Annotated in this window: 24 protein-coding genes and 1 riboswitch; of the genes, 2 read left to right on the forward strand and 22 right to left on the reverse strand. The window is 49.5% G+C overall.

Features of this window, described 5'->3' with window-relative positions:
• Positions 1–110: 110 nt before the first annotated feature.
• From H569_RS0101960 to H569_RS21145, 14 genes are all read right to left on the reverse strand, one after another.
• The gene (locus tag H569_RS0101960) at positions 111–1,853 is read right to left on the reverse strand and encodes a hydantoinase B/oxoprolinase family protein (protein ID WP_027363594.1); all 1,743 of its coding nucleotides are present in this window, start codon (positions 1,851–1,853) and stop codon (positions 111–113) included.
• Between the two features lie 2 nt (positions 1,854–1,855).
• Complete coding sequence (locus H569_RS0101965) at positions 1,856–3,910, reverse strand: hydantoinase/oxoprolinase family protein (protein WP_027363595.1); 2,055 nt, start codon at positions 3,908–3,910, stop codon at positions 1,856–1,858.
• A gap of 18 nt (positions 3,911–3,928) precedes the next feature.
• Positions 3,929–4,273, reverse strand: a complete 345-nt coding sequence (locus H569_RS18930) for a cupin domain-containing protein (protein ID WP_051273131.1) — start codon at positions 4,271–4,273, stop codon at positions 3,929–3,931.
• Between the two features lie 148 nt (positions 4,274–4,421).
• On the reverse strand, positions 4,422–5,513 hold the full coding sequence (locus H569_RS0101975) for a M24 family metallopeptidase (protein WP_027363596.1): 1,092 nt from the start codon (positions 5,511–5,513) through the stop codon (positions 4,422–4,424).
• Positions 5,514–5,516: 3 nt separating this feature from the next.
• Complete coding sequence (locus H569_RS0101980; RefSeq protein WP_034629182.1) at positions 5,517–6,305, reverse strand: aspartate/glutamate racemase family protein; 789 nt, start codon at positions 6,303–6,305, stop codon at positions 5,517–5,519.
• Positions 6,306–6,349: 44 nt separating this feature from the next.
• Positions 6,350–7,327 (reverse strand): ABC transporter ATP-binding protein, encoded by a 978-nt coding sequence (locus tag H569_RS0101985; protein WP_027363598.1) that lies wholly within the window; start codon positions 7,325–7,327, stop codon positions 6,350–6,352.
• 17 nt (positions 7,328–7,344) lie between these two features.
• Positions 7,345–8,319 carry an ABC transporter ATP-binding protein gene (locus H569_RS0101990; RefSeq protein WP_027363599.1) on the reverse strand — a complete coding sequence of 325 codons (975 nt, stop codon included), beginning with the start codon at positions 8,317–8,319 and terminating at the stop codon, positions 7,345–7,347.
• Positions 8,312–9,229 (reverse strand): ABC transporter permease, encoded by a 918-nt coding sequence (locus H569_RS0101995; RefSeq protein WP_027363600.1) that lies wholly within the window; start codon positions 9,227–9,229, stop codon positions 8,312–8,314. Before H569_RS0101995 ends, H569_RS0101990 begins: the two co-directional genes overlap by 8 nt.
• Positions 9,229–10,251 carry an ABC transporter permease gene (locus H569_RS0102000; RefSeq protein ID WP_027363601.1) on the reverse strand — a complete coding sequence of 341 codons (1,023 nt, stop codon included), beginning with the start codon at positions 10,249–10,251 and terminating at the stop codon, positions 9,229–9,231. Before H569_RS0102000 ends, H569_RS0101995 begins: the two co-directional genes overlap by 1 nt.
• 229 nt (positions 10,252–10,480) lie before the next feature.
• Positions 10,481–12,142, reverse strand: a complete 1,662-nt coding sequence (locus H569_RS0102005; protein WP_027363602.1) for an ABC transporter substrate-binding protein — start codon at positions 12,140–12,142, stop codon at positions 10,481–10,483.
• A gap of 771 nt (positions 12,143–12,913) precedes the next feature.
• On the reverse strand, positions 12,914–13,492 hold the full coding sequence (locus H569_RS0102015; RefSeq protein ID WP_238492442.1) for a D-Ala-D-Ala carboxypeptidase family metallohydrolase: 579 nt from the start codon (positions 13,490–13,492) through the stop codon (positions 12,914–12,916).
• Positions 13,492–13,680 (reverse strand): YvrJ family protein, encoded by a 189-nt coding sequence (locus H569_RS0102020; RefSeq protein ID WP_027363604.1) that lies wholly within the window; start codon positions 13,678–13,680, stop codon positions 13,492–13,494. The genes H569_RS0102015 and H569_RS0102020 overlap by 1 nt, the downstream gene beginning before the upstream one ends.
• A 262-nt stretch (positions 13,681–13,942) precedes the next feature.
• Positions 13,943–15,541 carry an MDR family MFS transporter gene (locus H569_RS0102025; protein WP_027363605.1) on the reverse strand — a complete coding sequence of 533 codons (1,599 nt, stop codon included), beginning with the start codon at positions 15,539–15,541 and terminating at the stop codon, positions 13,943–13,945.
• A gap of 195 nt (positions 15,542–15,736) precedes the next feature.
• Positions 15,737–16,591 (reverse strand): helix-turn-helix domain-containing protein, encoded by an 855-nt coding sequence (locus H569_RS21145; RefSeq protein WP_169726438.1) that lies wholly within the window; start codon positions 16,589–16,591, stop codon positions 15,737–15,739.
• 351 nt (positions 16,592–16,942) lie between these two features.
• On the opposite strand from H569_RS21145, the gene H569_RS0102045 reads away from it, so the two are divergent.
• Positions 16,943–17,320: a hypothetical protein gene (locus tag H569_RS0102045; RefSeq protein WP_027363606.1), complete on the forward strand. Its 378-nt coding sequence runs from the start codon at positions 16,943–16,945 to the stop codon at positions 17,318–17,320.
• A gap of 17 nt (positions 17,321–17,337) precedes the next feature.
• Here the strand turns inward: H569_RS0102045 and H569_RS0102050 are convergent, their stop codons facing one another.
• Positions 17,338–17,598, reverse strand: a complete 261-nt coding sequence (locus H569_RS0102050; RefSeq protein ID WP_027363607.1) for a TIGR04076 family protein — start codon at positions 17,596–17,598, stop codon at positions 17,338–17,340.
• 188 nt (positions 17,599–17,786) lie between these two features.
• Between H569_RS0102050 and rpmB the strand changes: the two genes are divergently transcribed.
• Positions 17,787–17,978 carry a 50S ribosomal protein L28 gene (gene rpmB / locus H569_RS0102055; RefSeq protein WP_027363608.1) on the forward strand — a complete coding sequence of 64 codons (192 nt, stop codon included), beginning with the start codon at positions 17,787–17,789 and terminating at the stop codon, positions 17,976–17,978.
• 43 nt (positions 17,979–18,021) lie between these two features.
• Here rpmB and H569_RS0102060 read toward each other — a convergent pair whose 3' ends face one another.
• From H569_RS0102060 to H569_RS0102100, 7 genes are all read right to left on the reverse strand, one after another.
• Complete coding sequence (locus H569_RS0102060; protein WP_027363609.1) at positions 18,022–19,059, reverse strand: nicotinate phosphoribosyltransferase; 1,038 nt, start codon at positions 19,057–19,059, stop codon at positions 18,022–18,024.
• 30 nt (positions 19,060–19,089) lie between these two features.
• The gene (gene ribH / locus H569_RS0102065; RefSeq protein ID WP_027363610.1) at positions 19,090–19,560 is read right to left on the reverse strand and encodes a 6,7-dimethyl-8-ribityllumazine synthase; all 471 of its coding nucleotides are present in this window, start codon (positions 19,558–19,560) and stop codon (positions 19,090–19,092) included.
• A 169-nt stretch (positions 19,561–19,729) separates the two neighbouring features.
• Entirely contained in the window at positions 19,730–20,935 is a 1,206-nt protein-coding gene (locus tag H569_RS0102070; RefSeq protein ID WP_027363611.1) for a bifunctional 3,4-dihydroxy-2-butanone-4-phosphate synthase/GTP cyclohydrolase II, read from the reverse strand.
• 38 nt (positions 20,936–20,973) lie between these two features.
• Entirely contained in the window at positions 20,974–21,642 is a 669-nt protein-coding gene (locus H569_RS0102075; protein ID WP_027363612.1) for a riboflavin synthase, read from the reverse strand.
• Complete coding sequence (ribD, locus tag H569_RS0102080) at positions 21,627–22,766, reverse strand: bifunctional diaminohydroxyphosphoribosylaminopyrimidine deaminase/5-amino-6-(5-phosphoribosylamino)uracil reductase RibD (protein ID WP_027363613.1); 1,140 nt, start codon at positions 22,764–22,766, stop codon at positions 21,627–21,629. The genes H569_RS0102075 and ribD overlap by 16 nt, the downstream gene beginning before the upstream one ends.
• A gap of 123 nt (positions 22,767–22,889) precedes the next feature.
• Positions 22,890–23,015: riboswitch (FMN riboswitch) on the reverse strand.
• Between the two features lie 77 nt (positions 23,016–23,092).
• Positions 23,093–23,797: a hypothetical protein gene (locus H569_RS0102090; RefSeq protein WP_034629189.1), complete on the reverse strand. Its 705-nt coding sequence runs from the start codon at positions 23,795–23,797 to the stop codon at positions 23,093–23,095.
• Between the two features lie 196 nt (positions 23,798–23,993).
• Positions 23,994–25,940 carry an acetate--CoA ligase gene (locus H569_RS0102100; protein ID WP_027363615.1) on the reverse strand — a complete coding sequence of 649 codons (1,947 nt, stop codon included), beginning with the start codon at positions 25,938–25,940 and terminating at the stop codon, positions 23,994–23,996.
• Positions 25,941–26,258 lie beyond the last annotated feature (318 nt).

Raw genomic sequence — 26,258 nt, forward strand, 5'->3', positions numbered from 1 at the left:
ACCTTTGGATAAAAATAGGCAAAGACGAGATTGCTTCGCTGCGCTCGCGATGACAAAAGTAGGGTAAACAAAAAAAGGCGTGGCTTTTGCCACACCTTTTTGCCGGACCTTTATATGGTTTTACGCATTTTTTCCCTGAGTTCCTTTGTTTTTTCATGGTTAACTTCCAAAGTATCAGGATCCACCACCACCCCGTAATCACTGGCAGCCTCTGCAACGGTAATATATTCATCTTTAATATCCTGCCATACTTTGTCCACCGGCCGTTCCAGGGGATCCCCGTAACCGCCGCCGCAGCCGCTGATAAATCTGACCAGGTCTCCTTTATACATGGGGTAATTGGAGAAGGTTGCACCCGCTACCGGCTCCGATCCATCAGCTTTATGAACTTCAACCACGTTGGGCGAGCCGTCGCCGCCGCCGGCAAAACCCCAGGGCGGGAACTGGTACTTGCTGGCTATGGTGGTCAATTCACCGTTGGAATTCAGCAGCCGGTAATCCCTGATCAAGCCGCAGCCGCCCCTGAATTTACCGGCGCCGGTTTTAGTATTAAAGGCGTACTGTTCAACAATAATGGGGTACTTATACTCGGCAACCTCGGCCGGAATCATGAACGTTTCACCGTCGGCAATGGCAACCAGTCCGCTTTCCCCGTCTTTATTACATCCAGCTCCCCAGCCGCCCGCCTGGGGTTCGCAAAGAACGTAGGGCTGTTTGGTCACATCATCTATTCCGGCTAAAATCGTGCCAATGATACTTAAAAAGTGACCGGCCGTTATCCTTTCCGGCACCACGGGGGCCAGAGCCTTGGCGACCAGGTCGGTAATATGCGACGTGGCCTCCCAGTTGGTTGAAACAGGGGCCGGGCGCACTGCGGCAAACACACTGCCTTCAGGCGCTATTACTTTCAGAGGAGAATAAAAGCCTTCATTAGGCTCGGCGTCAGGGTTCAAAATGGCGTGATAAATAATTCTGCCCGCGGAGAAGGCACCATATTTACAGCAATTGATCGGCGCGGCCACCTGTTCTCCGGAGCCCGTCAGGTCGATGATGAATTCCTCATCGGTTATGGTAACTTTAACTTTAATCGGGACATTTCCCAAATTGTTGGCGTTGGCGTCAATATAGCCGTCGGCCTCAAAGGACCCCTTGGGCATCCTGGCCAGCTCTTTAAGCGCCAGTTTCCTGCCGTTTTCCAATAAATTTTCAATGCTTTCCAAAACGGCCTCTTTGCCGTATTTATCAAGCAGTTCCAAAACTCTTTTCTCGGCAATGCGCAGTGAAGCTGTCTGGGCATACAAATCGCCAAGGGTCATATCAGGGGTACGGCAGTTGGCCGCGATCATATCCCTGACCGCCTCATTGAGTTTGCCTTCCTCGTAAATTTTAATTACCGGGAACTGCAGCCCCTCCTGGTAAATTTCAGTGGCATTGGTGGACCAGCTGCCCAGGTTCTTGCCGCCGATTTCATTCCAGTGCCCCTTGTTGGCAGCAAAAGCAACAATTTCACCTTCATAAAATACCGGCAGCACCGCCGATACGTCGCAAAGGTGAGTACCGCTGCCGGTAAACGGGTCATTGGTCAGGATGATGTCCCCCGGTTTTAAGTTTTCCAGGCCAAATTTATCCAGCGTAGCAGTGACGGAATAAGTTATTGCCCCTAAAAAACCTGTAACTCCGTTGGCCTGCCCGATTAAATTGCCCTTGCTGTCGGTTAAACCGGCGGCGTAGTCCAAAACTTCATAAATAATCGTGCTCTGACTGGTTCGGCCCCAGGTCAGAAACATTTCTTCCGACGCCGCAATCAAACCTTGAGCTATAATTTCTCTGGTGAAAGGATCAACCTTTGCCATCATTACACCCCCGTATCAATGATCAAATTGCCGTATTCGTCAACCACCAGGGACTGTCCGGGGTAAAGAATTGTCACCGACTTGGATTCTTCAACTGCAGCCGGTCCCTCGATTTTATGGCCGGGTCCCAATTTAGCCCTGTCGTAAACATGGCATTTCAACCTGCCTTGTTCGTCAAAATCAATAACTCTTTCACTCTTGATGGCATCCTCAATAGAACCGGCCGGGTCCATTTTCTTTATCTCCGGCTTTTTGACCGTACCGAAAGCGGTTAAGTTAAAATTGACAAACTCGGTAGGGGCGGATTCCAAACTGAAAGTGTATTGCTGGTGGTGGTTGCGGTCAAAAGCCTGTCTGATCAAAGGCAGATCGCTCTCCTTGATAATACCGCCGCCGACCGGCGTCCTGACCGTGTGTTCCTGTCCGATGTACCGCAGGTCGGCTGTTCTGACAAATACCACATTTTCCGGGGCTATTCCTTGTTTTTCATAGACTGCCAGGGCCTCTTGTTCCATCTCCCGGTAAATGGCGTTAACTCTTTCAAGATCGCATCCCGCCACCGGCATGATTTGAGTTTGAATGAAATCCTGTCTGAGGTCGGTCATTAACATGCCCCAGGCGGAAAAGGTTGCCGGGTAATTGGGCACGATTAATTTTTTAACTTTTAACTCCGCCGCCAAAAAAGGCCCGTGCACCGCGCCGTTGCCACCCTGCGCCACCATGGCAAAATCCCTGGGGTTATGGCCCCTGCGCACCGAAATGAGTTTTAAGGCATTTAGCATATTGTAATTGGCAGTTTTAATCACGCCCAGCGCCGCTTCTTCCACGCTGATGCCGAAGTAGTCGGCAATGGGCTGCATGGCTTTCCTGGCCAGGTCGATGCTTATTTTAAATTCACCGCCCAAAAAACTGTCAGGGTCTATTCTCCCGGCAATCAAGTTGGCGTCGGTTAATGTCGGTTCCTCTCCGCCCTGGCCGTAACAGGCCGGACCCGGGTCCGCGCCCGCGCTTTGCGGGCCTACTTTTAAAACACCCACGTCATCTATCCAGGCAATGCTGCCTCCACCGGCGCCGATCTCAATAATATCCACAATTGGTGTTTTAACCGGGTAGCCCGCAAATTTAGGCGTCCATTCCAACCGGTAGTCAGTGGTAACTTTAACTTCACCTTTGCTGATCAGTGAAGTCTTGGCCGTAGTGCCACCGATATCAAAAGTAATGATATTTTCCTCACCGATAATTTTACCTAAAGCGGCAGCGCCGATAACGCCCCCCACGGGGCCGGACTCGATCAGAGTTATCGGCACTTCTTTGCTCCTGGCAAAAGTGGCCGTACCACCATTGGATAGCATGGCATGCGGTTCTATGCCCAAGCCCATTTCTTCCAATTGTTTTTGCAGCGTATCAAGGTATTTAGTGGCTGCCGGTTTGACAAAAGCATTAAGTACGGTTGTGCTGGTGCGCTCATATTCGCGCCACTCTTTAATTAAGTTGGAGGAAATAGTAATTTCCACCCCCGGCAGTTCCCGGGCTAAAATTTTACCCACCAAACGTTCGTGTTCAGGGTTGGCGTAGGAATGCAAAAGGCATACGGCTACGGCGGTCGCTCCCTCTTTTGCTATTTTCTTTGCTATTTCAACTACTTCGTTTTCTGATACAGGTTTGAGCACTTCTCCTTTATAGTTAAGGCGCTCATGCACTTCAAACCGCAGGTGGCGGGGCACATAGGGCTTTGGCTTTTGATAAAAATAATTATACAGGTCAGGCCGGTTGGCCCTGCCGATTTCCAGCGCATCCCTGTATCCCCCGGTGGTGACCAAGGCTGTTTTAGCCCCTTTCCTTTCGGTAACGGCATTAATTACCACCGTGGTGCCGTGGACGAAATACGAGGTATCCTCCAAATTAATTCCTGTTTTTTTGGTGGCGTTAATGACACCGTTGGCAAAGTTACCCGGTGTGGTATGAGCCTTTTCTTCAATTAGTTGACCTGTTTCTTCGTCCAAACAAACAAAATCAGTAAATGTTCCTCCAATGTCTACTGCAATCCTTAAACTCATCATCAGCCCTCCTGCGTCTTAGTTTTCCGGTACCGTGAGCGGTGTGACAAACCACAATATTTTTGCTTCCTCCTCCGAAATATTCACGTTAAAATGAGGTTGTCCGCCGGGCATGAACACCAAGTCCCCCGCTTCAGCAATCTCGCTGCCCCGGTCGGTCTCAACCCTGACCTTGCCGCTTAAAATATAGGAAATTTCCTCTGAATCGTGCTGTGAATAGCCGGCCCCGGGCAGTCTTTGGCCCGGGCTGAGCACCGCCATGCCAGCCTGGCAGTTCATCGCGCCATGTTCTTTATTAGAAACTAACAGCTTTAAAGGCTGCTTATTGTCTGATTGGTATCTATCTTTACGAATAACTTGCATTTAGTCATCACCACCTTTCTTTATGCAGAATATGCTATGCTAATTTATATTTTAGCGAATATTTTACAGGCAATCATTATCCGCTGCCGCTAAAACCTGCTGCGCAGCTTTGTCGCTCGCCAACAAAACATTCTTCTACAAACCGCAATTACACTTCAATTAATTCTCTGGGGAAATTATTAAACCGGCGAGGCCCGTCCACAGTCAAAGCAACTATGTCTTCAATGCGCACACCCATCCTGCCCGCCAGATAAATTCCCGGTTCCACGCTGAAAACCATTCCCGGCAGGAGTGGGGCTGAATTACCTTCAACCAAATACGGGTCCTCGTGATAATCCAGGCCAATGCCGTGACCGGTGCGGTGAATGAAATAATCCCCGTAACCGGCACGATTAATCGCCCCACGGGCGGCCTTATCCACATCCTGGCAAGCAATTCCGTTTGAAACTGCTTTAAAGCCCGCTTCATTTGCTTCCTTAACTGCAAGATAAATCTTTTTGCTTTCCTGACCGGCCTTTCCCAGACAAAATGTCCGGGTAATATCTGAGCAATAACCTTGCAACAAAGCCCCAAAATCAACAACAATAAAGTCGCCCTGCTCAAATTTTCTATCACCGGGGCAGTGGTGCGGTAAAGCGCCATTAGGGCCGGATGCCACAATGGGTTTAAAAGAAATATCGTCTCCCCCCAGCGCCTTGACTTTGTTTTCTATAAAAAATGCCAGTTGTTTTTCCGTCATACCAACCCGTATTTCTTGCATTGCTTCCTTCATTACCGCATCAGCCAGTTCCCCTGATTGCGCCAGCAAACCCAGTTCAATTTCATCTTTACATACGCGCGCCCGGCTCATTACTTTTTGGGCGGCAACAAACTGAAAGCCGTTGAAAACCTGCATAATCTGCAGTAGATGCCCGGCCCACATCCTATCATCAATTGCCGCCCGGCCTCCCCGGTCTGTAACCGCTGACCTGACTAAATCCACCGGGTTTTGGTTATCCGCCCATGTCAGTAATTGATGACTTACACGGATCTTTTTAGCTGTTTCCCTGTACATTTCGGGCAAAACTAATGTTAATGGCCCTCTTGCCGGCAATATAGCCACCTGCAGGCGCTCGTCGGCCACAGTTTTTAACCCTGTCAGGTAAAACATATTGGTTGTAGGGGCTAAAACCAGGTAATCAATATTTTCCTGAAGCATTAATTCTTGCACATTAGCCAGTCTTTTAGCATAAATATCCATATTTCACCTCTTCTTTTTATCCCAGAGCCCCGGTGCATGATATGTTTCTTGCAAGCGCCATTCTTGAATTTCAGCTACCGGCGGTGTTTCGTAGCCTCCCACCTTGCTTGTCTTCCAGCCGAACTTATCCCTGACTTCAACTAAGAATTCGGCGTGTTTAAACGGAGCCAGTACCACGTCAATAACCGGCACGCCTAAAAGCTCCTGCAGTTTTTGATAAAATCCAAATTGCATCGTACAGCCCAGGATAATTGATTCCGCCCCGTCTTCAGTTACAGCTTTTTGCGCCTCCGTTTTCAAACGGCTTTCAGTAAGATTTTCATCAGCATGGAAATCCAGAACACCAAGCTCCAGGGACCGGAATGATGACAGTTTTTCTCCATAACCATACTTAAGAACGTTGCTGCGCATGGCCGCAATCCACTTTCTCCTGCCGACAATAATTGAAAAAGTATCACCCAGCACAGACGCAAGTTGCAAAGATGATTCAGCCGGGGCTGTTACCACCATACGGTCGCAAATTTCTCTTGCTTCATGTAAAAAAGGATCATAAAAACAGCCGATTACCGCTGCATCGTAGCCGTTGTTTTCCGCTCGTTTGATAATATGCAACAGTTCAACTCCCACCAAGGCCTCATAATAATGATATTCCAGGTGTTTGGGACCTTGCTTAAGTGATATTACATCAACTTCTGTATTCTCTTCCTTTGCACTATTGAGATAATTTTTAACTTCATTGTCCCAGGCATCATGGCCAACCGGGTTAATGAATAAAATTTTTTTCCCGCTCATCTTAAACCTCCTCGAAATGTTTGAGTCATTGAGTGTTTAATACTTTACATCTTGGCGTATGCATGACAACGCACAAAATGGCCTGAAGCAGCTTCTATCATAACGGGGTCCGCTTTTGTGCACAGACCGGTTTTTTCCGGGCACCTGAGATGGAAGCTGCAGCCGGGGGGAACATCCACCGGGGATGGAATTTCACCAGTGGAAACCACTTTTTGGGGTTTTAACGCTTCCTCTTCTTCCGAAACCACCGGAATTGAGGAAAGGAGCATTCTGGTATAAGGATGCATTGGGTTTTTGAAAAACTGCACGGTATCAGCCATTTCGCAAACCTTTCCAAGGTACATGATGGCTACTCTGGTAGCAATGTTTCGCATTAGACTCAGGTCGTGCGTAATAAACAAATAGGTTAGACGTTTAGCTTGCTGCAGTTTTAACAGCATATTAATTATTTTGGCCTGTATAGAGACATCGAGGGCTGATGTTGGTTCATCCAGAATAACAAAGGAGGGGTCGGTAGCCAGAGCACGGGCTATGGATACCATCTGTCGCTCTCCGCCGCCCATTGTAGCCGGGGACTTATACATGTAATTTGGAGACAACTCTACAGTTTGAAGTAGATCAATAATCTTCTTATCTAAATCCCCCTTCTTGGCCAGGCCATGCACCTTCAAAGGGAGTTCCAGAATTTGTTTGATGTTTTGTGATGGGTTTAAGGACGACCCCGGATCCTGAAAAACAATTTGCAAGTCTTTTTTTAGGCTAAGCGAGCGTTTGGCGCTGCTGACGCTGATATCCTGATTTTTAAAAATAATCCGGCCTCCGGTAGGTTTATACATACCCATGACCGCATAAGCAAGGGTACTCTTTCCGGACCCTGATTCTCCTACAAGACCCATAACTTCCCCTTGATTGATAGTCAGGTTAACCCCGTCTACAGCCTTAACAAACACCTGCTTGCCACCGGACTTATGAACCAAAAAATACCTTTTTAAATCCTTAAGCTCCATGATGGGTTCGGTCATTTCATTCACCTCCTTCGCTATACCTGAAAGCAAGCCACCTGGTGGCCGTCTCCAAGGTCTGCAAGGTTGGGTTTTTCTTCCTGGCATCTTGCAATGGCCCTGGGACATCTGGGATGGAAACGGCAACCACCCGGGGGTCGTAAATAATCAGGTATTTGCCCGTAAATTCCCTCGGCCATGCCGCCGCCAGTCAATTTCGGTACAGATTCCAACAAGCCCAAAGTGTAGGGATGCCGGGGCTTGCGGAAAAGATCGCCGGATTTGGCAACTTCAACTATGTTACCGGCATACATGACATAGATGCGGTCCGTCATTTCACGGGCAACACCCAGGGAGTGGGTGATCATAATCAAAGACATACCTTTCTTTTCCACCAGGCCCCTGAGGAGTTTATGCACCTGGTCCTGAATGGTGACATCCAGAGCTGTCCCGGGTTCGTCGGCAATTAGCAGCTCGCGGGCCGTTACTATGGCCATGGCAATGCATATCCGCTGCTTCATGCCCCCGCTCAACTGGTTGGGGTATGAGTTCATGATACGCTCCGGATCGGCTATATACACTTCACTAATGGCCTGCATGGCCAGGTTTTTTATATTATCCTTTTGCTTTTCCTGTTTGCTTAACCCGGAATATTTTATTACATCCGTTATTTGTGTCCCCACAGTAAAAACTGGGTTTAATGCGGCGGCAGGTTCTTGAAAAATCATCGAAACCCCGCCGGTGCGAACATGATGAAGTTCCCGCTGGTTCATTTGCAGTATATCTTGGCCATGGTAAAGAATTTGGCCCCGGGGTGTATGAACCTGGCTTTCGGGAAGTATTCTTAACACCGACCGCATGGTGGTGGTTTTCCCGCAGCCGGCCTCACCCACCAGTCCAACCTTCTCCCCCTTGTGGACAAAAAGGTTCACGCCGTCCAAAACCTTTGCATAGCCTCCATAGGTGCGATACCAAACATGGAGGTCCCTGATATCCAAAATCGGGTTATCCACGGTCATGTTCCCCCTTTGCCAGCATGTCTCGTATGCCGTCACCAAGTAAATTAAAACCTAAGATAATAATGATAATGGCCAGCGACGGGAATATGGTCATCCACCAGAGATCCGGCATATAACGCGACCCGTCGGAGACCATTTGCCCCAGCGCAGGGGTAGGTGGCTGCTCCCCAAGGCCAACAAAGCTTAAAGCTGCCCCCAGCAAAATTACCCAGCCCACATCCAGGGCCATCTTGGTGAAAATAGGCGATAAGCAGTTGGGTAAAATTTCGCGGAACAGGATGTGAAATTTGCTGGCGCCAATAAGCTCCGCCGCCGTAACGAAATATTCATTGCGCAAAGAGGTAGCCATGCCGTAAACCAGCCTGGTGTACCACGGCCACCACATCACCGTAACAGCAATCATGGCATTGGTCAGGTTGGGCTTTAAAACGGCGCTGATGGCCAAAGCCAGGATCAAAGGGGGCACCGCTAAAAAGATATCTGTCGTACGCATAATAATAGTGTCAATCCAGGTGCCCTTAAAGTAGCCGGCCAGCAGGCCGAGGATAACGCCTACCGGCAGCGAGATGACCAATACCAGCACTGCCATGTACAGCGCCCCCCGGAAGGCGAAAAAAATCCGGCTGAGAATATCACGGCCAATATTATCGGTACCCAATAAGTAGGTTAACGAAGGTGCGAGATTTGCATGCTGATAATCGACAAAACTACCGGCATGTTTCGGATAAGGGGCGACATAAGGCGCAAAAACAGCAACCACTATAACTGCCAGCACTATAACAAGCCCTACGACAGACAGCTTGTTGCGCGAGAACTTATACCAATTTTTGCGCAGTGCTTCTTTATATCTGGTGGATGCTGACGGAATGTTGACATCAAATGCTGTTTGCGTATTAATATCCATCACACTTTTCCTCCCAACCGGATACGCGGGTCAAGATAGGCCACAATCAGGTCAACTATGATATTGACCAAGACAAAAATCACACCGAATACAATAATTACGGCGGAGATGGCATTTAAATCTTTGCGCAGCATGGCTTCCATGCCGTAACGGGAGATGCCCGGCCAGTTGAAAATTACCTCCACCAGGAAAGCGTTCCCCATTAATGAGGCGATGTCCAGGCCCATTACAGATACAGCCGGAATTAATGATGGCTTTAAAAGATACTTTCTCATAATGACGCTGCTAGGTATACCGTACCCGACCGCCGCAGCAAGATAATCTTTGGACATATTATCGGTCATCGCAGACCTGACAATCCGCGCTTCCTGAAACAGGGGTCCCATAGCCAATGCCAGCGCCGGCAGGATTAAATGTTTGAGCGCATCCCAAAAAGCGCTTAAATCACCTGTTATCAGGCTATCAACAGTTATTAAGCCTGTTATGGTGGGCGGGGGCATAATTTCCGGGCTAAGCCTGCCTAAAACAGGAATTACAGGCCAAATATAGCCAAAGAGGAGTAAAAATAATACCGCCAGCACAAAAGCGGGAACAGCGACCCCGGTATAAGCCATGACCCGGATGACCGTATCCACCCACTTATTTCTGTACTTGGCAGCCAGGGTTCCTAAAATAATAGAGAAAATGACTACAAAAATGGCAGCTATAAATGCCAGTTCAAGGGTTGCCGGCAGAAACTCCTTGACATCGTCTGCTACTGCCCGCTTTGTAGTAAGTGATTTACCCAAATCACCCACCAAAACTCCTTTAACCCAATAATAGTACTGTGTAGGAAGCGGCTGATCCAGGTTCATCTCTTGCCGCAATTGGTCAACAGCGTATTGAGGCGCCCTTGGGCCAAGGGCCATGCGGGCCGGGTCGCCGGGTACGACCCTGGCGATGATAAAGATAACTATAGACAGCCCGATCAGGACAAAGATTGATAAAAACAATCTTTTTAGAATGTACGCACGTAAATTCATAACAACCTCCTTTTCCGCTACAAGGCAATTAAGAACAAACCCTTAAAAGATTATGGTGGTTAACCTCAATTGTTAAGGATCAAGGGAAACCACCATATCCTTGCTTTACTGAAAAGTTATTGCAGTTACCGGGTATCTGCTTAACTATATAGGCCTGTCATTGCGAGGAGATTGCTTCGCTTCCCTCGCAATGACAGTTCCTGGAATAAGGTTTTGACACATTAGCCTGTTACTTCTGGGATGTTACCTTGTAATCGTGGTAATAGAAGTTGTAACCCATTACAGAGCTAACCGGTTTGCCTTGTTTATTCAATTCCGCTCCCGGCCACTGAATATAATCCTGGTAAGCTCTCTTTTCAGCCTGGTCAAATACCCAGATACTGGGGCAAAGATCTACTAGCTTTTCCTGGATTTTTTGGTATTTGGCATAGCGTTCGTTTTGATCCAGAGTACCAAGGGCATCTTCGATATCAGCATCAATTTCAGGGTTCTTTAACCATTCACCTTGTTCCCAAGTACCAGTGGATTTAGAATGATAGCGCGATTCCAACATTGAGCCGGCCTCGTTATAATGCGGAGACACAAATACTACACTGGCATTTGGTGTATTATCAGGAGTGGCAACCTGGTCAACAAAAGACAGCCAGGGGGTTTTTACGATGTTGACTTTAATGCCTATCTCTGCTGCGTTAGCCTGGAATAAAAGCGCAATTTTCTCTTCATCCGGCACGTTAGCAATCCAGACAATATCTACGGGATATTGATCAAGCTTACCGGCGTATTTCGATTGTGCCAGCTCTGCTTTGGCCTTGTCCAGATTCCGCTCATACTGGGGCAGGTTGGGGTTGAACCCGGGCAGGTTAAATTGAACCGGTCCTTGAGCTTTTTTACAACCCGGGAATAATTTGTCTACTACAGTTTGGTAATCAAAAGCATAAGCAAGCGCTTTACGGAAGTGCACATCATCAGTTGGCGCTTTCTTATTGTTAAGCATAATGTTCAACATGCTGCCGGTAAATCCAGCGTCAATTGAAACGCCGGGAATGTTATCCAGTGCCTTCAGAGCTTCCTCTGTCTGCCACTGGTCCGATTGCTCCAACTGTTTTTGGGTCATTAATGTACGTACTGTAGGTCCGGCTGTTGTACCGATTATTTTTATGGCTTCCGGCGCGTCTTTTTCCCAGCCGCCCCAGAAATCATTAAATTTAACGGCATACATATATTCTTCTTTCTTTAGCTCTTTAACCATATAGGGACCGCTACCGGCATCATGGGTAACCAGCCAATCTTTGCCGTAATCACCCATATCGCCATATGGCCCCGGCTTCTTATTTGCCATGACCTGATTTTTATCCAGAACATATAGTCTTACCAAGGTAGAAAGAAAAGGACCAAACTTCTTATTTAAAGTAAATTGCACTTTATTTTTGTCAAGGGCTTTAGCTTCTTTAACGACACCGGAGAAAAGATAGCCGTAACCTTCACCAATAGTTATCATTCTTTGCATGGAGAAAACCACATCATCAGCCGTAAGCTCGTCGCCATTGTGGAACTTAACACCCGGTCGCAAGTTAAAAACCCAGGTCAACCCATCTTCGCTGGTTTGCCAATCAGTTGCCAACCATGGCTTTAAAGAGCCGTCATGAGCAGGGAAAACCAGGGTATCGTAGACATTGGCAAAGGCAATGGAACTGGCATAATCGGAACCTACTCCCGGGTCAATATTGGGGACGTCGGAAGCAGTACTTCTGATAATACTTTCCTGATTGGCCGCTGTTGAATTTCCTTGCGCATCTTGATTATTTTCCTTACCGCCCCCGCAACCGGTCAATAATAACGCAACCATTAAGACCAATACAGTTGCCAGAGTCCATTTTTTGTTTTTAGACAAGTCCTTCCCCTCCTAATTTAAAATATTTACCTAGGAATTCAATTCACACTAAAAAGCACCAAAAACCAGCAAACTATCTCCCATATAACAGCAGCGCAAAATCAATTAAACCTCAATCTAATAATTCACCCCCTATATAATCGTAATTTTCAGAAATCGAAATCAACTACCCCCATTTGATTATGCTTGTATACAGTATTATCAACAGGTATTATCTGAAACGTTTGTTGCATTTTAATTAGAATCAAATTTTAAAACATGAATTTGGGCAAAATCAATCCTGAGTCAATCCTCTGAGTCAATCCTGTTGATAAATGTATATTATTCAGAGTATGCGATACGGATCCCTTTGTGGAAAATGCACAAGATTTTGCCCCAAATTTTAGCCAAGTTCAACAATGGGTTACAAAACAAATATTTAATGCCAATCTCATTTGAGCAACAACGCAGCAATCCCTTTTTTTATTAACAGTGCAGATAATTTTGAGGATTAACTCATAAAGTAACAATATATAATGTACGTTCCTATTCAATTGCTGCTAGTAAATTTGAAAGGAGAGTCCGGCATGGTAGACATGGAAATGTTAAATCAAGGTAAAAAGCATTTATCACCGGCCCTGGCGAGGTCTACGCAAATAATTATGGAGCGGGGTGAGGGGGCCACAACTGCGGTGTCTACAAAAATTGTATTAGATTTATCACTCCACTGAATATCGGCAAGTCAGTTGTTGACGAAGGTCTGGCAATATTTAAGGCAGCGCTGGAAAGCGTTTAAACGGCCCCGCTCCACCTGGCGGGGTTGCCCGGCCTTACATCAACATGAGTAAATCCGGAATACTGCCCCACGCCCGGAAAACCAAATTCACCGGCAGCGGCAGCAACTTTTCCCGGGGGAATGTCCCTGATGATAATATCCGCCGCATTGCCCAGCAGGTGCTGGCTTAGCCGTGCGCCGCCAACGGCCTGGTTGTGGGCCGGGCAGCGGTAGCCGGAGGTGATGGTCACCGGGCGGCCGCCCAAGCGGGCGCGCAACTGCTCCAGCTTTTCCACCAGGTAGCTGTTAACCCGGACCATACCGCAGCAGCGGCAGGCGAATTCCTCTTCTTTAAAGTGCGGGCTGAGGCGTCGTCCGGGCTCCGGCCGGTGGGGCAGGAGTAATGCCAGTGCCTTTAATGTATTTGTCCCGGCTATGCCGTCTGCCGCCAGCCTGCAAGTCTGTTGCAGTTGCATAATCGCCCGGCGGGTGCGCGGCCCGTATACCCCGTCCGCCGGGCCCGGGTCAAAGCCGGCCGCGGCCAGCCGCCGCTGCAACTCGCAAACCGGCGCACCTCTATCGACCGGGGCCGGCATCAGCGCCCTCCCTCCACTATTTGCCGCAGTTGTTCCACATCCGCATCCGACTCTCTGGCCACCACCAGCGTCAGCAAACTAATGGACTTTTGCAACTCCTTAATCAACGGTTCCAGCCTTACCAACAGGTACCCCGCCACCACCATCGGAAAACCATAGTTGGCTGCCAGTTTCATCATTTCTTCCATTATCCCTATCACCTCGCTAAATTTTTTGGACCTAAAACACAAAAGACTTTCCGGCCGGTTTAAAGTTAACACTGCCGGTTACAGTGATCAAGCGATCAATCAAGTGATCAGTTAAATATAAAAAAACGCACGATTAGATCAGTTTCAACCAAGCGTGCGTTGTTATGCTTTTATGCTGGCATCATGCCGTCTATAAGGCAGAATTATCTTTCCGGATTGCAATCCGGATTACAATACCAAAGCCGGCCGGCTTGATGAAAGATTAAGTGAGTTCGTCGGCACTCTTCATTACCACTTTGTTGCCGGCCTCTTTCTTTTCCACCCGCGCCTCACCCATCAAGAGACTGGCGATTACCCCAACTACCACAACACACATGGCAACCAGAAAAACCAGCTGTAGAGAGTCCGCCAGTGCAGCCTTTAAAGGCGGCAGCATAATTTGCTGCAGCTGTGGGGGGATGTTTTTAAGGGCATCCGGGCTCAAAAGGGCATTGAATAAACCCTGCGGGTCGGTTTTCATTTTGGCCATCATCCCCGCCAGCGGCCCGGTTTGCAGCCCCGGGATATTTTGCGCCACCGGGAAGAATTTTTCCTGCAGCATGGCAATTGAGCGGTGATTCATAACCACTCCCAACACCGTCATGCCCAGTGTGCCGCCGATGCTGCGGAAAAACTGGGTCGCCGAGGTGGCAACCCCACGCTGCTCCGGCGGGAACGCCTGCTGGACGGCAATGGTCAGGGTTGGCATGACCAGGCCCATGCCGATACCCAAAACTACAATATTGATAATCGCGCCAAGCTGGGTGGTGTGCACCGTCATCGTGCTTAACAGGTAAAAACCCACGGCCATAATCGTCATGCCGGTTGCAAGCTGGGTGCGAAACTTTATTTTGGTGATGATTTGACCGCCGAAAATACTGGTGATCATCATGGCAAACATCATGGGAATCATAGTATTTCCTGACCTGGTTGCGCTAACCCCGATAACTCCCTGCAAAAACAGCGGTAAAAACATAATCGCGCCAAACATGCCCAGGCCCATTAAAAAGCCGACCATGTTCGTTACCGCAAAAACCCTGTTCTTAAACAGGTTCAGGCTCAAAATCGGCTCCGGTGCCTTTTTTTCCACGAACATAAAGGCCAGCAAGAACACCAACGCCGTGCTTAACAAGCCTATGATTTGCCAGGAGCCCCAGGGATAATCCTTACCCCCGATACTCAGGCCCAGCAAAAGGGACACAACTCCAACCACCAGTGTTACGGCTCCCCAATAGTCGATAACCACCTTATCCTTGAAACGCTTTTCGCCCTGCAGACCGGTGAATATCGTAATTGCGGCCAGGATGCCAACCGGCAGGTTGATATAAAAGACCCAGCGCCAGGAGCTATGATCTACAATCCAGCCGCCAATAGTAGGGCCGATGACCGAAGAGAGCCCAAAAAGCGCACCCATAACCCCCTGCCATTTGCCCCGCTTTTCCGGCGGAAAAATATCACCTACGATGGTCATGGCCATTGGCATCATAATGCCGCCGCCCAGTCCCTGCAACCCGCGGTACAGAATTAACTGGGTCATGCTCTCGCTGGTGCCGCACATGGCAGAGCCGAGCATGAACAGAAAAATACCAGAAACATATAGTATGCGCCTGCCGTATAAGTCAGCCAATTTTCCGGCAATGGGCACGACGGTGGTTGATGACAGCATATAAGCGGTGGTTACCCAGGTTAGAATGTCCAAACCGCCCAATTCTCCAATAATTCTTGGCATGGCGGTACCTACAACCGTTTGGTCCAGCGAAGAAAAAAACATCCCTAAAATAAGCCCTAACAGTAAAATATTACGTCTTGGATTTGCCTCCATTCAACCATCTCTTTTCTTTCGGATAGGTGCATTACCAAAATTATTTACTGCCTAAATAATTTACACAGTAAAGTATTAATCAAGTTAAGGTTTTTGTCAAGTAATATATACGTTTAATACCTTTTGGCTGAGCCATTTGCGGCAAATAATCAGGGTGCTGTTTCCAGCACCCCGTTCGGCGGTTAAGCGCAATTGTTACTTACCTGCCAACCTTTTGGCAAATTCCAATTGCATGTTGATAATCTCCCGCAGCGCCGATGGCTTAACGCCGTTGGCTATGGCTTTTTCAATTACGTCATTCCATTCCAGCTTGGTTTCTTCACTAAGGTATATGTATTCACGGTAAGCGTTTAACGTGGGAGCGTCTTTCCATACCCGTACCACCCGGCCCTGGATTTGGTCTCCGGGCCGGAGCGCAATATCTTGATAGTTTGGATTAGCCGCCCTTAAATAGGGCTGGCCGTTTTCTTTGACGAAAAATTTTAACGTGGTTTCATAATTATTTAAAAGCACTATGACAATTTGCCCCGGATACGGGTTTTTGTCTTCTTTGCAGAGGACGATATCCCCTTCACTGATACCGGCGCCGATCATACTGTCCCCCACTACCTTCAAAGCAAAGTCGACGTAACCGGCCAAATCCGAAGGGACCTCAAGATATCCGGTGATGTTTTGCTCGGAAAGCAAAGGAATGCCCGCTTTTATCCGGCCCAAAACCGGTATTTCAGGGCCAGGTACAGCCGGCGCACCGTCCAGGGCACGCAGCACGGCCAGGCGCTGTTCCCTGCTCAGGGACTTGTCACCGGCAGTGATCTCTGTATTGGCATCTTCCAGCACGTGCAGCAGGTCCAACTTTCTTTCGTCCCGGTCCAGCAAATAATCAACGGAAACACCAAAAAAATTGGCCATACGCTCCAGGGTTGCATAATCCGGCGCGCGCCGGCCGGTTTCGTACATGGCCAAGGTACTGGGAGCGATTTTTAATAGCTTGGCCAGCTCCCTTTGGCTAAGCCCGGTTTTATCCCGGCATATCCTCAAATTTTTAGGCAATCCTTTTAACTCCATTTTTAACCACCACACTTTAATAATACCACATTAAACCATTATTTATAGTACCGCATTCCCAGGTTAGATCATTGCTCACTAATAGTGATACATTGCCATATTTTTACTTGACATGCTTGCAATTTGTGATTAAAATATATTCAAATCACTCACGTTTTGAAATTAAAAGAGGTATTTAAGTGAGAAGGAAAAATTGATGATATTTTTTTGAGCCAAATGCTCTCATTTTGTGATCAAATGACATATAATTACGCTGCCTGTAAACAGGCACAGAACCTAAGCAACAAGCCGAATAGTTGTAATTAACCGGCGGGTGAGTTAAAAAGGGGTGATAAAATGGATTTACTGGTTCAAGTGGACATCCAGACCGGTCAGGTGCTGGAAAATAACCTCCCGGCATACTGGGACAAGCTATCTGACGGCCGGGAAACCGGCCGCCATACTGCGGAAGACGGGGCGCAGTTTTCACGCCCCGGCCAGCCGGCAGAGTCGGATAAGCTCCATGACGAGTTATTGCGGCAAAGGATCGTTGCCTTTAACTCCAGGCCCAGGCGCAAAACCAAGCATGCCTGGAGTGAGGCCGAGCTCTACCGATTGGCACTGCTGGTGGGGCGGCAAAAACTGAATTACGAGCAGGCCTCGGCCCGGCTGGCCAGGACTCCCCGGGCCTGCCAGTTTATGTACCGGGAGTTGCAAAAAGCAGGAGTGGTTTGACTTTGGCAACCAAGCCCTTATTCTTCCCGCTTGAGCTCAAAAACAGTCGGCCCACAGTAATCGGGACACTGCACCTGAATTTTTTCTTGAAAACCCATTTGTTGGGGGGTTACCCCTTTTCTAAAAGCAAATATATAGGGGAATATGGCCTGCAGGGCCATCAGGCAGATATTCCCGCTTCTTTCCTTATCAATCAATGCACCATTGATAAAAATCCTGTCCCCGGACTGGTAGTGGCCACAGGCCGAGCTGATTACTTCCACAATGATTTTTTCCATTGCTTTTCCTCCAGTTTTTCTGTATATTGTTATATTTCTACCTTTTTCATACCGTGTCCTTTTCCCCGCATCTCTCCCGCGTCCCGATAATTTACGGTTGAACACTCCAATATATCCAAACCTTCGGTTGCACAGCCTGATGATATCTGCTAAAATAATAAAGTGTTGCTGAAAAGGAGGTGTTAACCTTGGCCAGAAAATGCGAAATTTGCGGTAAGGGTGTAGTTGTTGGAATGAAAGTCAGCCACTCTCATATCCGTACCAAGAAAACTTGGGCTCCAAACCTGCAAAGGGTAAAAGCTATAGTTGACGGCACACCCCGCAGGATAATGGTTTGCACCAGATGCCTCCGGAGCGGCAAGGTGCAAAGGGCTATATAAAACAAAACGGCATTAAAGCCGTTTTTGCTTTTTATCAGGTTTTTTACAGTATTCTTTCCAGGCCGGCCGATTCGGTCATCCCGGGGATCCTGCCCCGCTTTGCCACCGGGCGGCCGTCGATTTCTTTAATATCCATGGTCATATCGATAGCAGGGGCCCCGGAGATGTAACTCCCCACACCGAAGGCATCGGCACCCGCTTCAATCAGTAAAGTAATTCGTTCCGGCGTAATGCCGCCGGAGACAAAAACCCGCACGTGTTTGTGGCCGGCCTGCCGCAGCCTGGCTTTTACTTCCTTAACCAGCCCCGGTGTTACGCCACCCCGCTCGCTGGGCGTATCCAGCCTGATGCCCTGTAATTTTTCACCCAGGTTGTCAGCCACCCGCAATGCCTCCTCGGCTTCATCCTTAAATGTATCAACTAATATAATTACAGGCGCATCCGGGGGCATGATCCTCCGGTAGGTCCGGGCTACTTCCAGCGTATCGCCCACGATCAGCATCACGGCATGGGGAACCGTGCCGGAAGGATTCTGCCCGGCCAGTTTGGCGCCCAGGATACAGCTGGCGCCATCCGCCCCGCCGATAATGGCGGCCCTCTCCATCACAGGGGCCACAGCCGGGTGCACATGGCGCGCGCCGAAACTAATCATTCTGTGTTCCCCGGCAGCCTCCCGGCATCTTCTGGCCGCGGTGGCCCACCCGCTGGAACTGGCCAGTATACCCAGCAGGGAGGTCTCATGGATGCCAAAGTCGTCGTAAGCACCGGTTATCCGCATAATTACCTGTTTTTCCTTAAATTCCGCTCCTTCAGGCAGCGCCCAAACTTCTACCGGTAAACCGTCAAGCAATACTTTCGCTTCTGCTATGCCAGCGAGAACGCCGGGCCTGCCGGCAAAAATTTCAGCGGTAACCCTGGTACGGTCCAGCCCCAGATGACGCAATATCTCTCTCGTGCGAATAAAATATATATCAGTGGTCAAGCCGGAGATGATTTCCTCGTGGGTGGCCGAAAAGAGCCGCTGACCGGAAACCCGGAAGGCCGCCACTTCCGCCAAGTCTTGCACAGTCCTTTTATTCATATAGTCCTCCCGTATTTATGTTCCGGCGAATCAGGCACCCAGTGACCGGACCAGGTTGGCCATTTCAATAGCCGTTACCGCCGCATCCCAGCCTTTATTACCCGCCTTGGTACCGGCTCTTTCAATAGCCTGCTCAATGGTGTCGGCTGTTATTACGCCGAAAATCACCGGCTTGCCGGTATCCAGTCCGACCTTGGCAATACCCTTGGCAACTTCTCCTGCCACATAATCAAAATGAGGTGTTGCGCCGCGTATAACCGCTCCCAGGCAGATCACCGCGTCATAGCAGGCCTTGTCCACCATATGGCGGGCCACCATGGGGATTTCAAAAGCGCCGGGAACCCAGGCCACCTCAATGTTCCGGTCGGCCACACCGTGGCGGCTGAGCGCGTCAATAGCGCCGGACAGCAGTTTTTGGGTGATGAATTCATTGAAACGCCCGACTACCAGCCCAAACCTCAGGCCCTCCCCAATTAAATTTCCTTCGTAATATTTTACCAACTAAATCCTCTCCCTTATTGTAGGTATTCAGAATTCAGTAGTCAGAATTCAAAAATACTACAAACTGAAAACCATTCTCTTATAGGCGTTCCCGTTATTTATTTTCCGGTTCCCTCATTCTGTCTCCTGACTCCTGTCTTCTGTCTCCTGACTCCTAGCTTTTCTTCGATTATTTCTCTGCTATTGAAAGCAGGTGGCCAAGTTTGCGCTTCTTGGTGCTGAGGTAAAATTTATTATCTTTACCGGGGCAGATTTCAATGGGAACCCTGCCGGCAACCTTTAAACCGTGCCCTTCCAAACCGGCAATTTTTCTGGGGTTATTGGTCATCAGCCGGATCTTTTTCAGCCCCAGGTCCACCAGGATTTGGGCGCCTATGCCATAATCACGCAGGTCAGCGGGAAAACCCAGGGCTTCGTTGGCCTCCACCGTATCCTTCCCTTCATCTTGCAATTTATAAGCCCGGATCTTGTTCATCAGGCCGATACCCCTGCCTTCCTGCCTCATATACAGCAGCACGCCTGCACCTTCATGCTCAATCATTTCCAGCGCCCGGGCCAACTGGTCGCCGCAGTCGCAGCGGGACGAACCGAATACATCTCCGGTCAGGCACTCGGAGTGCACCCGGACCAGAGGCGCCTCAACACCGGACAGGTCGCCCTTGACCAGAGCGATATGCTCTTTTTTATCCAGCAGGCTCTCATAGGCAATGGCTGTAAAATTACCATATTTGGTAGGCAGTTTGGCGGCTTCAATCCTGCGGATCAACTTTTCATGGCGACGGCGGTATTCAATTAAATCGGCAATGGTGACCATTTTTAAACCATGGGTTTTACAGAATTCAATCAATTCAGGCACCCTGGCCATGGTCCCGTCGTCTTTCATAATTTCACAAATTACCCCGGCGGGGTACATTCCCGCCATCCGGGTCAAATCAACGGCGGCCTCGGTGTGGCCGGCCCGGCGCAGCACCCCGCCTTCTTTAGCCCGCAGCGGGAAAATATGGCCCGGTCGCCTGAGGTCTTCGGGACGGGTATTGCGGTCAAGGATGGCCCGTACGGTGGCCGCCCGCTCGTGGGCCGATATCCCGGTGGTGGTGTCCTTGTGGTCCACCGACACGGTGAAAGCTGTGCCGTGAGGGTCGGTGTTGTGGGTAACCATAGCAGGGAGATCAAGTTCATCCAGCCTGGAGCCGACGATAGGCATACAAACCAAACCCCTGCCGTATGTGGCCATAAAATTAATAGCCTCAGGGGTGACCTTTTCCGCGGCCATAATCAGGTCGCCTTCGTTTTCCCGGTCCTCGTCATCCACTACAACCAAAATTTTACCTTGCCTGATATCCTCGATTGCCTGCTCGATAGTACAGAATGTCATGTTGCTTCATCCTTCCCTCTTATTATCTTATCTATAAATTACATAAACCCGTGCCGGGCTAAAAAGTCAGCGGTCAGCCCACCGCCTGTTTTAGCTCCGGCTTCATTTATATTTTCATTCTTCATGCCCAGCCAGCGCTCCACGTATTTGCCGATCATGTCGCCTTCCAAATTGACCCGGTCGCCCGGTTTTTTTTCACCAAGCACGGTGGCTTGGGCGGTATGGGGGATCAGTGAAACCCGGAAACTTCCCTCGTTAAAGTCCACAACTGTAAGGCTGGTACCGTCAATGGCCACGGATCCTTTTTTAATGATGTATCTCATAACTTCGGGGGGCGCGCCAATGGTTACGACAGTGGCAATATCGTGTTTTTCCATTCCAAGTATGGTGCCTATTCCGTCGATATGTCCCGAAACAAGGTGGCCGCCCAGGCGGTCGCCGAGCCTTAAAGCCCTCTCCAAGTTGACCCGGTCACCGGGCTGCAGCTCTCCAAGGTTGGTTTTAGCCAGTGTTTCCGCCATTACATCGGCTTCGAACTGTCCCCGGCTAAAAGAAGTTACTGTCAGGCATACGCCATTGACAGCGATACTGTCCCCCAGCCGGAGCCCGTCCATAATCACCCCGGCGCTGACTTTCAGCTTGGCCGAGTCGGCCCCCCGGCGGATGGAAATCAACCTGCCTTTTTCTTCAACTAACCCTGTGAACATTTTGGACCACCCTTTGAACCACCCTTGGAAATATAGCCTTCTATACAAATATCATTTCCCAAATTGTAAACCTCAATGTTTTCGACCTGCAAGGCATCATTTAAAACTTGTATACCCGGCCCGCCCACCGGGCCAGGCGCCATGCCGCCGCCAATTATTTTCGGCGCAATATACCAATATACCTTATCCACCAGCTTCTCCTTGATAAAGGAGCCGTTGACCCGGGCGCCGCCTTCGACCAGCACGCTGGTTATTTCGCGCCCGGCCAGTTCCCGCAACGTGTCCGGCAGGGATACGCCTTCGTCATGGCCGGGCACTTTTATTACCACGGCTCCGGCCCTCTCCAGTCGTTTAACTTTATCCGGCGGTGCCTCACCGGTCGTTACGATAATGGTTTGTGCCTGTGAGTTTTGAGTTAATATTTTGGCACCCGGCGGGGTAGCCGCCCCGGAGTCAAGAATCACCCGCACCGGGTCCCGGCCTTCTCTGTCCGGAAGCCTGGTGGTTAGGGACGGGTCGTCGGCGAGCACCGTCCCTATCCCCACCAAAATGGCATCATACCTGTCCCTCAGCAGGTGGACGTGCTCCCTGGCCCTGGGTCCCGTAATCCATTTTGATTCCCCGCCGGCAGTGGCGATTTTGCCATCCAAACTCATAGCTGTTTTCAAAACCACGTAAGGCCTACCTGTGGAAATATATTTAATAAAAACCTCGTTCAACCTCCGCGCTTCAGCCTCCCGCACCCCGCAGACTACTTCGATTCCGGCGTCCCGCAGCTTTTGCGCCCCCTTGCCCGCCACCAGCGGGTTGGGGTCGGTCATGGCCAATACAACTCTTTTTATGCCGGCCCGGATAACAGCGTCCGTGCAGGGACCGGTACGGCCGTGATGGCAACAGGGCTCCAAAGTCACATACAAAGTTGCGCCTGCGGCGTCTTCGCCTGCTTCTCGCAGGGCATGAATCTCCGCGTGCGGCGTGCCGGCCCGGGCATGATACCCTTTACCCACAATCCGGCCGTCCTTAACCACCACAGCCCCCACCACGGGATTGGGGCTCGTGCGCCCCAGTGCTTTTGCGGCCAGCTCCAGCGCCAGCTCCATATATTTTAAATCTTTATCGTCCAATTGATCACCTTCCCCACATTAGCAGTCGGAAGTTGAAAAAACATTAGAAAACCCTGAAGAAACAGCATCTTCAGGGCAGCATACAGATAAAGGCATACCACTTCCTTGCGGACAATACGCCTAAACAACCTTCTCCCATCCAGACTTTACTGTCGGCTCCGGATTCACACCGGATCAACCCCTTGGGGCTCGCGGGCTCGGATCAACCTTACCGCCGGTACGGAATTTCACCAGTCCCTGAAGGCCCTTTTTTATGTTAATTATAGTTACATGTAAAAAGAGTGTCAATATTAATAGCTACTAAAAGAGGTTTTATGTTGATGGGATCAGGCTATCTCCGGTTTACTCAAACTGGACCTGAATTTATGCAGTTCGGCAATAATCCCGTTAATCCGGTCGATGGATGCTTTGTTTCTGTGGTAATCGTTCTTATCCCTACACCTGTTCAGGCACCCGTATAAAATACTGAGTCGCAGGTGCAGGCGCCTGGGCAAAAGTGCTACGTCCGCGCCAAGCTTGTGCCAGGCTTCAGTAACAAAAATAGGCTCACCAGGAGAGTTATTCATAATGCATGGTTGATCACCGGTTTCGTCATTGAGAGCTGTGACTATGGCCCGGTTCTTTTTTAATTCTTCCAATATTTCATCGATTACAAACAACCTCTTTTCCGTAACCTCCTGAACCCTCACCATCTGGTAATACCATACGGTGACGATTACACCGAACAGGGTTAACAGCCCACCGAGCGCAGCCTCGTTGAACCCCCTGGCAAAAGCGGGGGTATTGACCTGCTCGCCCAGGGCATGAAACAACAGGGGAAAGGTTGATGAAAGCCAGTCCCAGTCGGCCATGATGACAATAAGTTCTCTGTTGAGAGATAATATTACCCACACAATAAAGGGACTGAATATTATAACCAGGCAGGTTAAAGCTATTTTCCCGGTTCTTAAAGACTTTTTTATTAAACGTAATAACAATGGCTGCAGGACTTTCTTTTGCTGTGGCGGGACTTCACGGTTGCAATCGCCCAATTTTATCACCCCAACGAACTAAATAATAAGGCCACCGTGCAATCAAACGGCGGCCTTATTATAACCTTAACCCTAATTTTTATCCCGGCGGATTATCACCCTGGGCAAAGCTGCAGACAATGAAAAAGCTTCCCCGTAAGGAAAAAGCCCTGCCAGGCCGGCAGAACTTTTTCTGATATTGAATTAGTATTGCAGCTTACGCCTTCATTTTGGAGATAGCTTCCTTAATTTCGCCGATTGAAGCTTCTTCTTCAATGGTGGAGAGGTCGCCCAGATCATTGCCCAGCCAGAGGGTCTTCATCACCCGCCTCATAATTTTACCGCTGCGGGTCTTGGGCAGGGTGCCGACGAATTGAATATCTTTCATTACGACAATGGCGCCCATGGTGTTGCGGACGTGGGTGATCAGTTCCTTTTTCAATTCTTCGGAAGGCTCGTAGCCGCCTTTCAGCACCACGAAAGCACAGGCCACTTCGCCCCTCAGTTCATCGGGGACACCGGAAACACCGGCCTCCACCACGGCCGGGTGGGAGATCAGGGCGCTTTCGACTTCCACGGTGCCGATACGGTGGGCGGCAATCTTAATTACTTCGTCGGAGCGGCCGGCAAAGAAGATATAGCCGTCCTCATCAAAGTAAGCCGCATCGCCGCAGAGGTATTTACCTTTAGTGACGGGCAGGCGCTCCCAGTAATTGTAGAGGTAACCTTCTTCATCGCCCCAAAGGGTGGAAACCAGGCCCGGGAAGGGCTTTTTAATAACCACGACGCCTTTTTCATTGGGCGGCAGCACATTGCCCTCCTTTTCATCCAGAACTTCCGCCACCACACCCGGCACGGGAATATGGGCAGAACCCGGCTTGATGGGGATAATCCCCAAGCCATACGGGTTGGCGAAGATCGGCCCCGAGGTTTCGGTTTGCCACATGTGGTCCATAACGGGGATTTTGTTTTCGAACACTTCTTCCTGCAGCCACGACCAGGCCGGCGGGTTCAAAACTTCGCCGGCGCAGAAGATTCTCTGTACGGAACTGAGGTCGTGTTTACGCGCTTCGGCAGTACCAAGGCGCATCAGTCCCCTTACGCCGGTAGGCGACAGCCACAATGCAGTTGCTTTGTTCCGGGACGCCACACTCCACCACATATCCTTACGCGGATAGTCGGGTGTGCCCTCGTACAGCACGGTAGTACAGCCGTTCATCAGCGGGCCGTATACGTTATAGCTATGACCGACGATCCAGCCGATATCGGAAGTGCAGAACCAGACATCGCTCTCCTGCAGGCCGTAGATCCACTTGGACATACTGTAAACATAAATCTGGTAACCGCCGTGCTTCTGTACCGTAACCTTGGGCTTGGCGGTGGTCCCGGAGGTGGGCAGCAGGAACAGCGGCTCGTTGGAGTCCATAATTTCACAGGCGTCACTTTGCCCTTCTCCGCCGGCCAGAAACTCATCCCAGTAAATATCCCGGCCCGAAGCCATGGGGTATTCACGTGCCTGATTCTTTCTCAGCACCACGACCTTTTGGATTGAGCCAGCCGGGCACTTGGCAATTCCTTCGTCTACGATGGGCTTTAATTCCACCGGCTTACCGCGTCTTGACCCTTCATCCTGGGCAATCACGTACTTGGCGCCGGAAATTTGCAGGCGGTCGGCAACAGCATTGGAGGAAAAACCGGCAAAAATGACTACGTGGATTGCTCCCACCCTGGCGCAGGCGAGCATAGTTGCCACAGACTCAACACCGGTAGGCATGTAAATGGCGACGCGGTCTCCCTTTTGGACCCCCAGGCCACGCAGCGCTCTTGCATATTGTTTAACCAGTTCAAATAACTGGGCATAGGTAACAGCCCTGCTTTCACCGGTCTCCCCCGACTCGGCGACAATGGCGGTGCGGCCGGCCCGTCCTTTTTCAATATTGTAGTCCAGGCAGCTATAACTGATATTTGTTTGTCCACCGACAAACCATTGAAAAGTAGGGTAGTCCCACTTAAAAGCCCGGTCCCACTTTTTAAACCACTTAATTTCGCTCATCGCCTGCTCTGCAGCATGATTCCAAAAACCCTCCGTATCCTCTGCAGCCCAGTCGATAAATTTTTGCACATGCGGCGGTATCAAGCCGGTCCCCACTTTTTTTTGCACCATTAAAAAAATTCCTCCCCTCATTTATTTGGTAAAAATCTATATTTTGAAAGCTAATTGAGCAGTTACTTAGTGAGAGACAGTAAAAAACACCCCTCCTTTTTTAAATTTTCTAAATAAATATTATTTTCATTATATTACAACACTTAAAGTATCACAAGTTTTTTACTGCCTGATAGTAAAAAATTATATCTAAACGGTTGGGAAAAGCTGAGAAAAAAAGCGAGACCCCTATGTAATAGTGCCTTAGGAGCCTCGCTGCAACACGGCAGACCATTTGTTTATTCTTCTATGCTGTCTTCATCTTCATAGGATGCTAAT

The organism is Desulfotruncus alcoholivorax DSM 16058 (assembly GCF_000430885.1).
Taxonomy (GTDB): Bacteria; Bacillota; Desulfotomaculia; order Desulfotomaculales; family Desulfallaceae; genus Desulfotruncus; species Desulfotruncus alcoholivorax.

What these genes read in the sequence shown, in the direction of transcription:
- H569_RS0102025 (WP_027363605.1), bottom strand. Translation starts at nt 15,541, where the DNA reads ATGGAGGCAAATCCAAGACGTAATATTTTACTGTTAGGGCTTATTTTA.
- H569_RS0102070 (WP_027363611.1), bottom strand. Translation starts at nt 20,935, where the DNA reads ATGACATTCTGTACTATCGAGCAGGCAATCGAGGATATCAGGCAAGGT.
- H569_RS0102100 (WP_027363615.1), bottom strand. Translation starts at nt 25,940, where the DNA reads ATGGTGCAAAAAAAAGTGGGGACCGGCTTGATACCGCCGCATGTGCAA.
- H569_RS0102075 (WP_027363612.1), bottom strand. Translation starts at nt 21,642, where the DNA reads ATGTTCACAGGGTTAGTTGAAGAAAAAGGCAGGTTGATTTCCATCCGC.
- H569_RS0101975 (WP_027363596.1), bottom strand. Translation starts at nt 5,513, where the DNA reads ATGGATATTTATGCTAAAAGACTGGCTAATGTGCAAGAATTAATGCTT.
- H569_RS0102000 (WP_027363601.1), bottom strand. Translation starts at nt 10,251, where the DNA reads ATGAATTTACGTGCGTACATTCTAAAAAGATTGTTTTTATCAATCTTT.
- H569_RS0101965 (WP_027363595.1), bottom strand. Translation starts at nt 3,910, where the DNA reads ATGAGTTTAAGGATTGCAGTAGACATTGGAGGAACATTTACTGATTTT.
- H569_RS0102020 (WP_027363604.1), bottom strand. Translation starts at nt 13,680, where the DNA reads ATGGAAGAAATGATGAAACTGGCAGCCAACTATGGTTTTCCGATGGTG.
- H569_RS18930 (WP_051273131.1), bottom strand. Translation starts at nt 4,273, where the DNA reads ATGCAAGTTATTCGTAAAGATAGATACCAATCAGACAATAAGCAGCCT.
- H569_RS0102060 (WP_027363609.1), bottom strand. Translation starts at nt 19,059, where the DNA reads ATGAATAAAAGGACTGTGCAAGACTTGGCGGAAGTGGCGGCCTTCCGG.
- H569_RS0102045 (WP_027363606.1), top strand. Translation starts at nt 16,943, where the DNA reads ATGGATTTACTGGTTCAAGTGGACATCCAGACCGGTCAGGTGCTGGAA.
- H569_RS0101995 (WP_027363600.1), bottom strand. Translation starts at nt 9,229, where the DNA reads ATGGATATTAATACGCAAACAGCATTTGATGTCAACATTCCGTCAGCA.
- H569_RS0101985 (WP_027363598.1), bottom strand. Translation starts at nt 7,327, where the DNA reads ATGACCGAACCCATCATGGAGCTTAAGGATTTAAAAAGGTATTTTTTG.
- H569_RS0102050 (WP_027363607.1), bottom strand. Translation starts at nt 17,598, where the DNA reads ATGGAAAAAATCATTGTGGAAGTAATCAGCTCGGCCTGTGGCCACTAC.
- H569_RS0101960 (WP_027363594.1), bottom strand. Translation starts at nt 1,853, where the DNA reads ATGGCAAAGGTTGATCCTTTCACCAGAGAAATTATAGCTCAAGGTTTG.
- H569_RS0102015 (WP_238492442.1), bottom strand. Translation starts at nt 13,492, where the DNA reads ATGCCGGCCCCGGTCGATAGAGGTGCGCCGGTTTGCGAGTTGCAGCGG.
- H569_RS0101980 (WP_034629182.1), bottom strand. Translation starts at nt 6,305, where the DNA reads ATGAGCGGGAAAAAAATTTTATTCATTAACCCGGTTGGCCATGATGCC.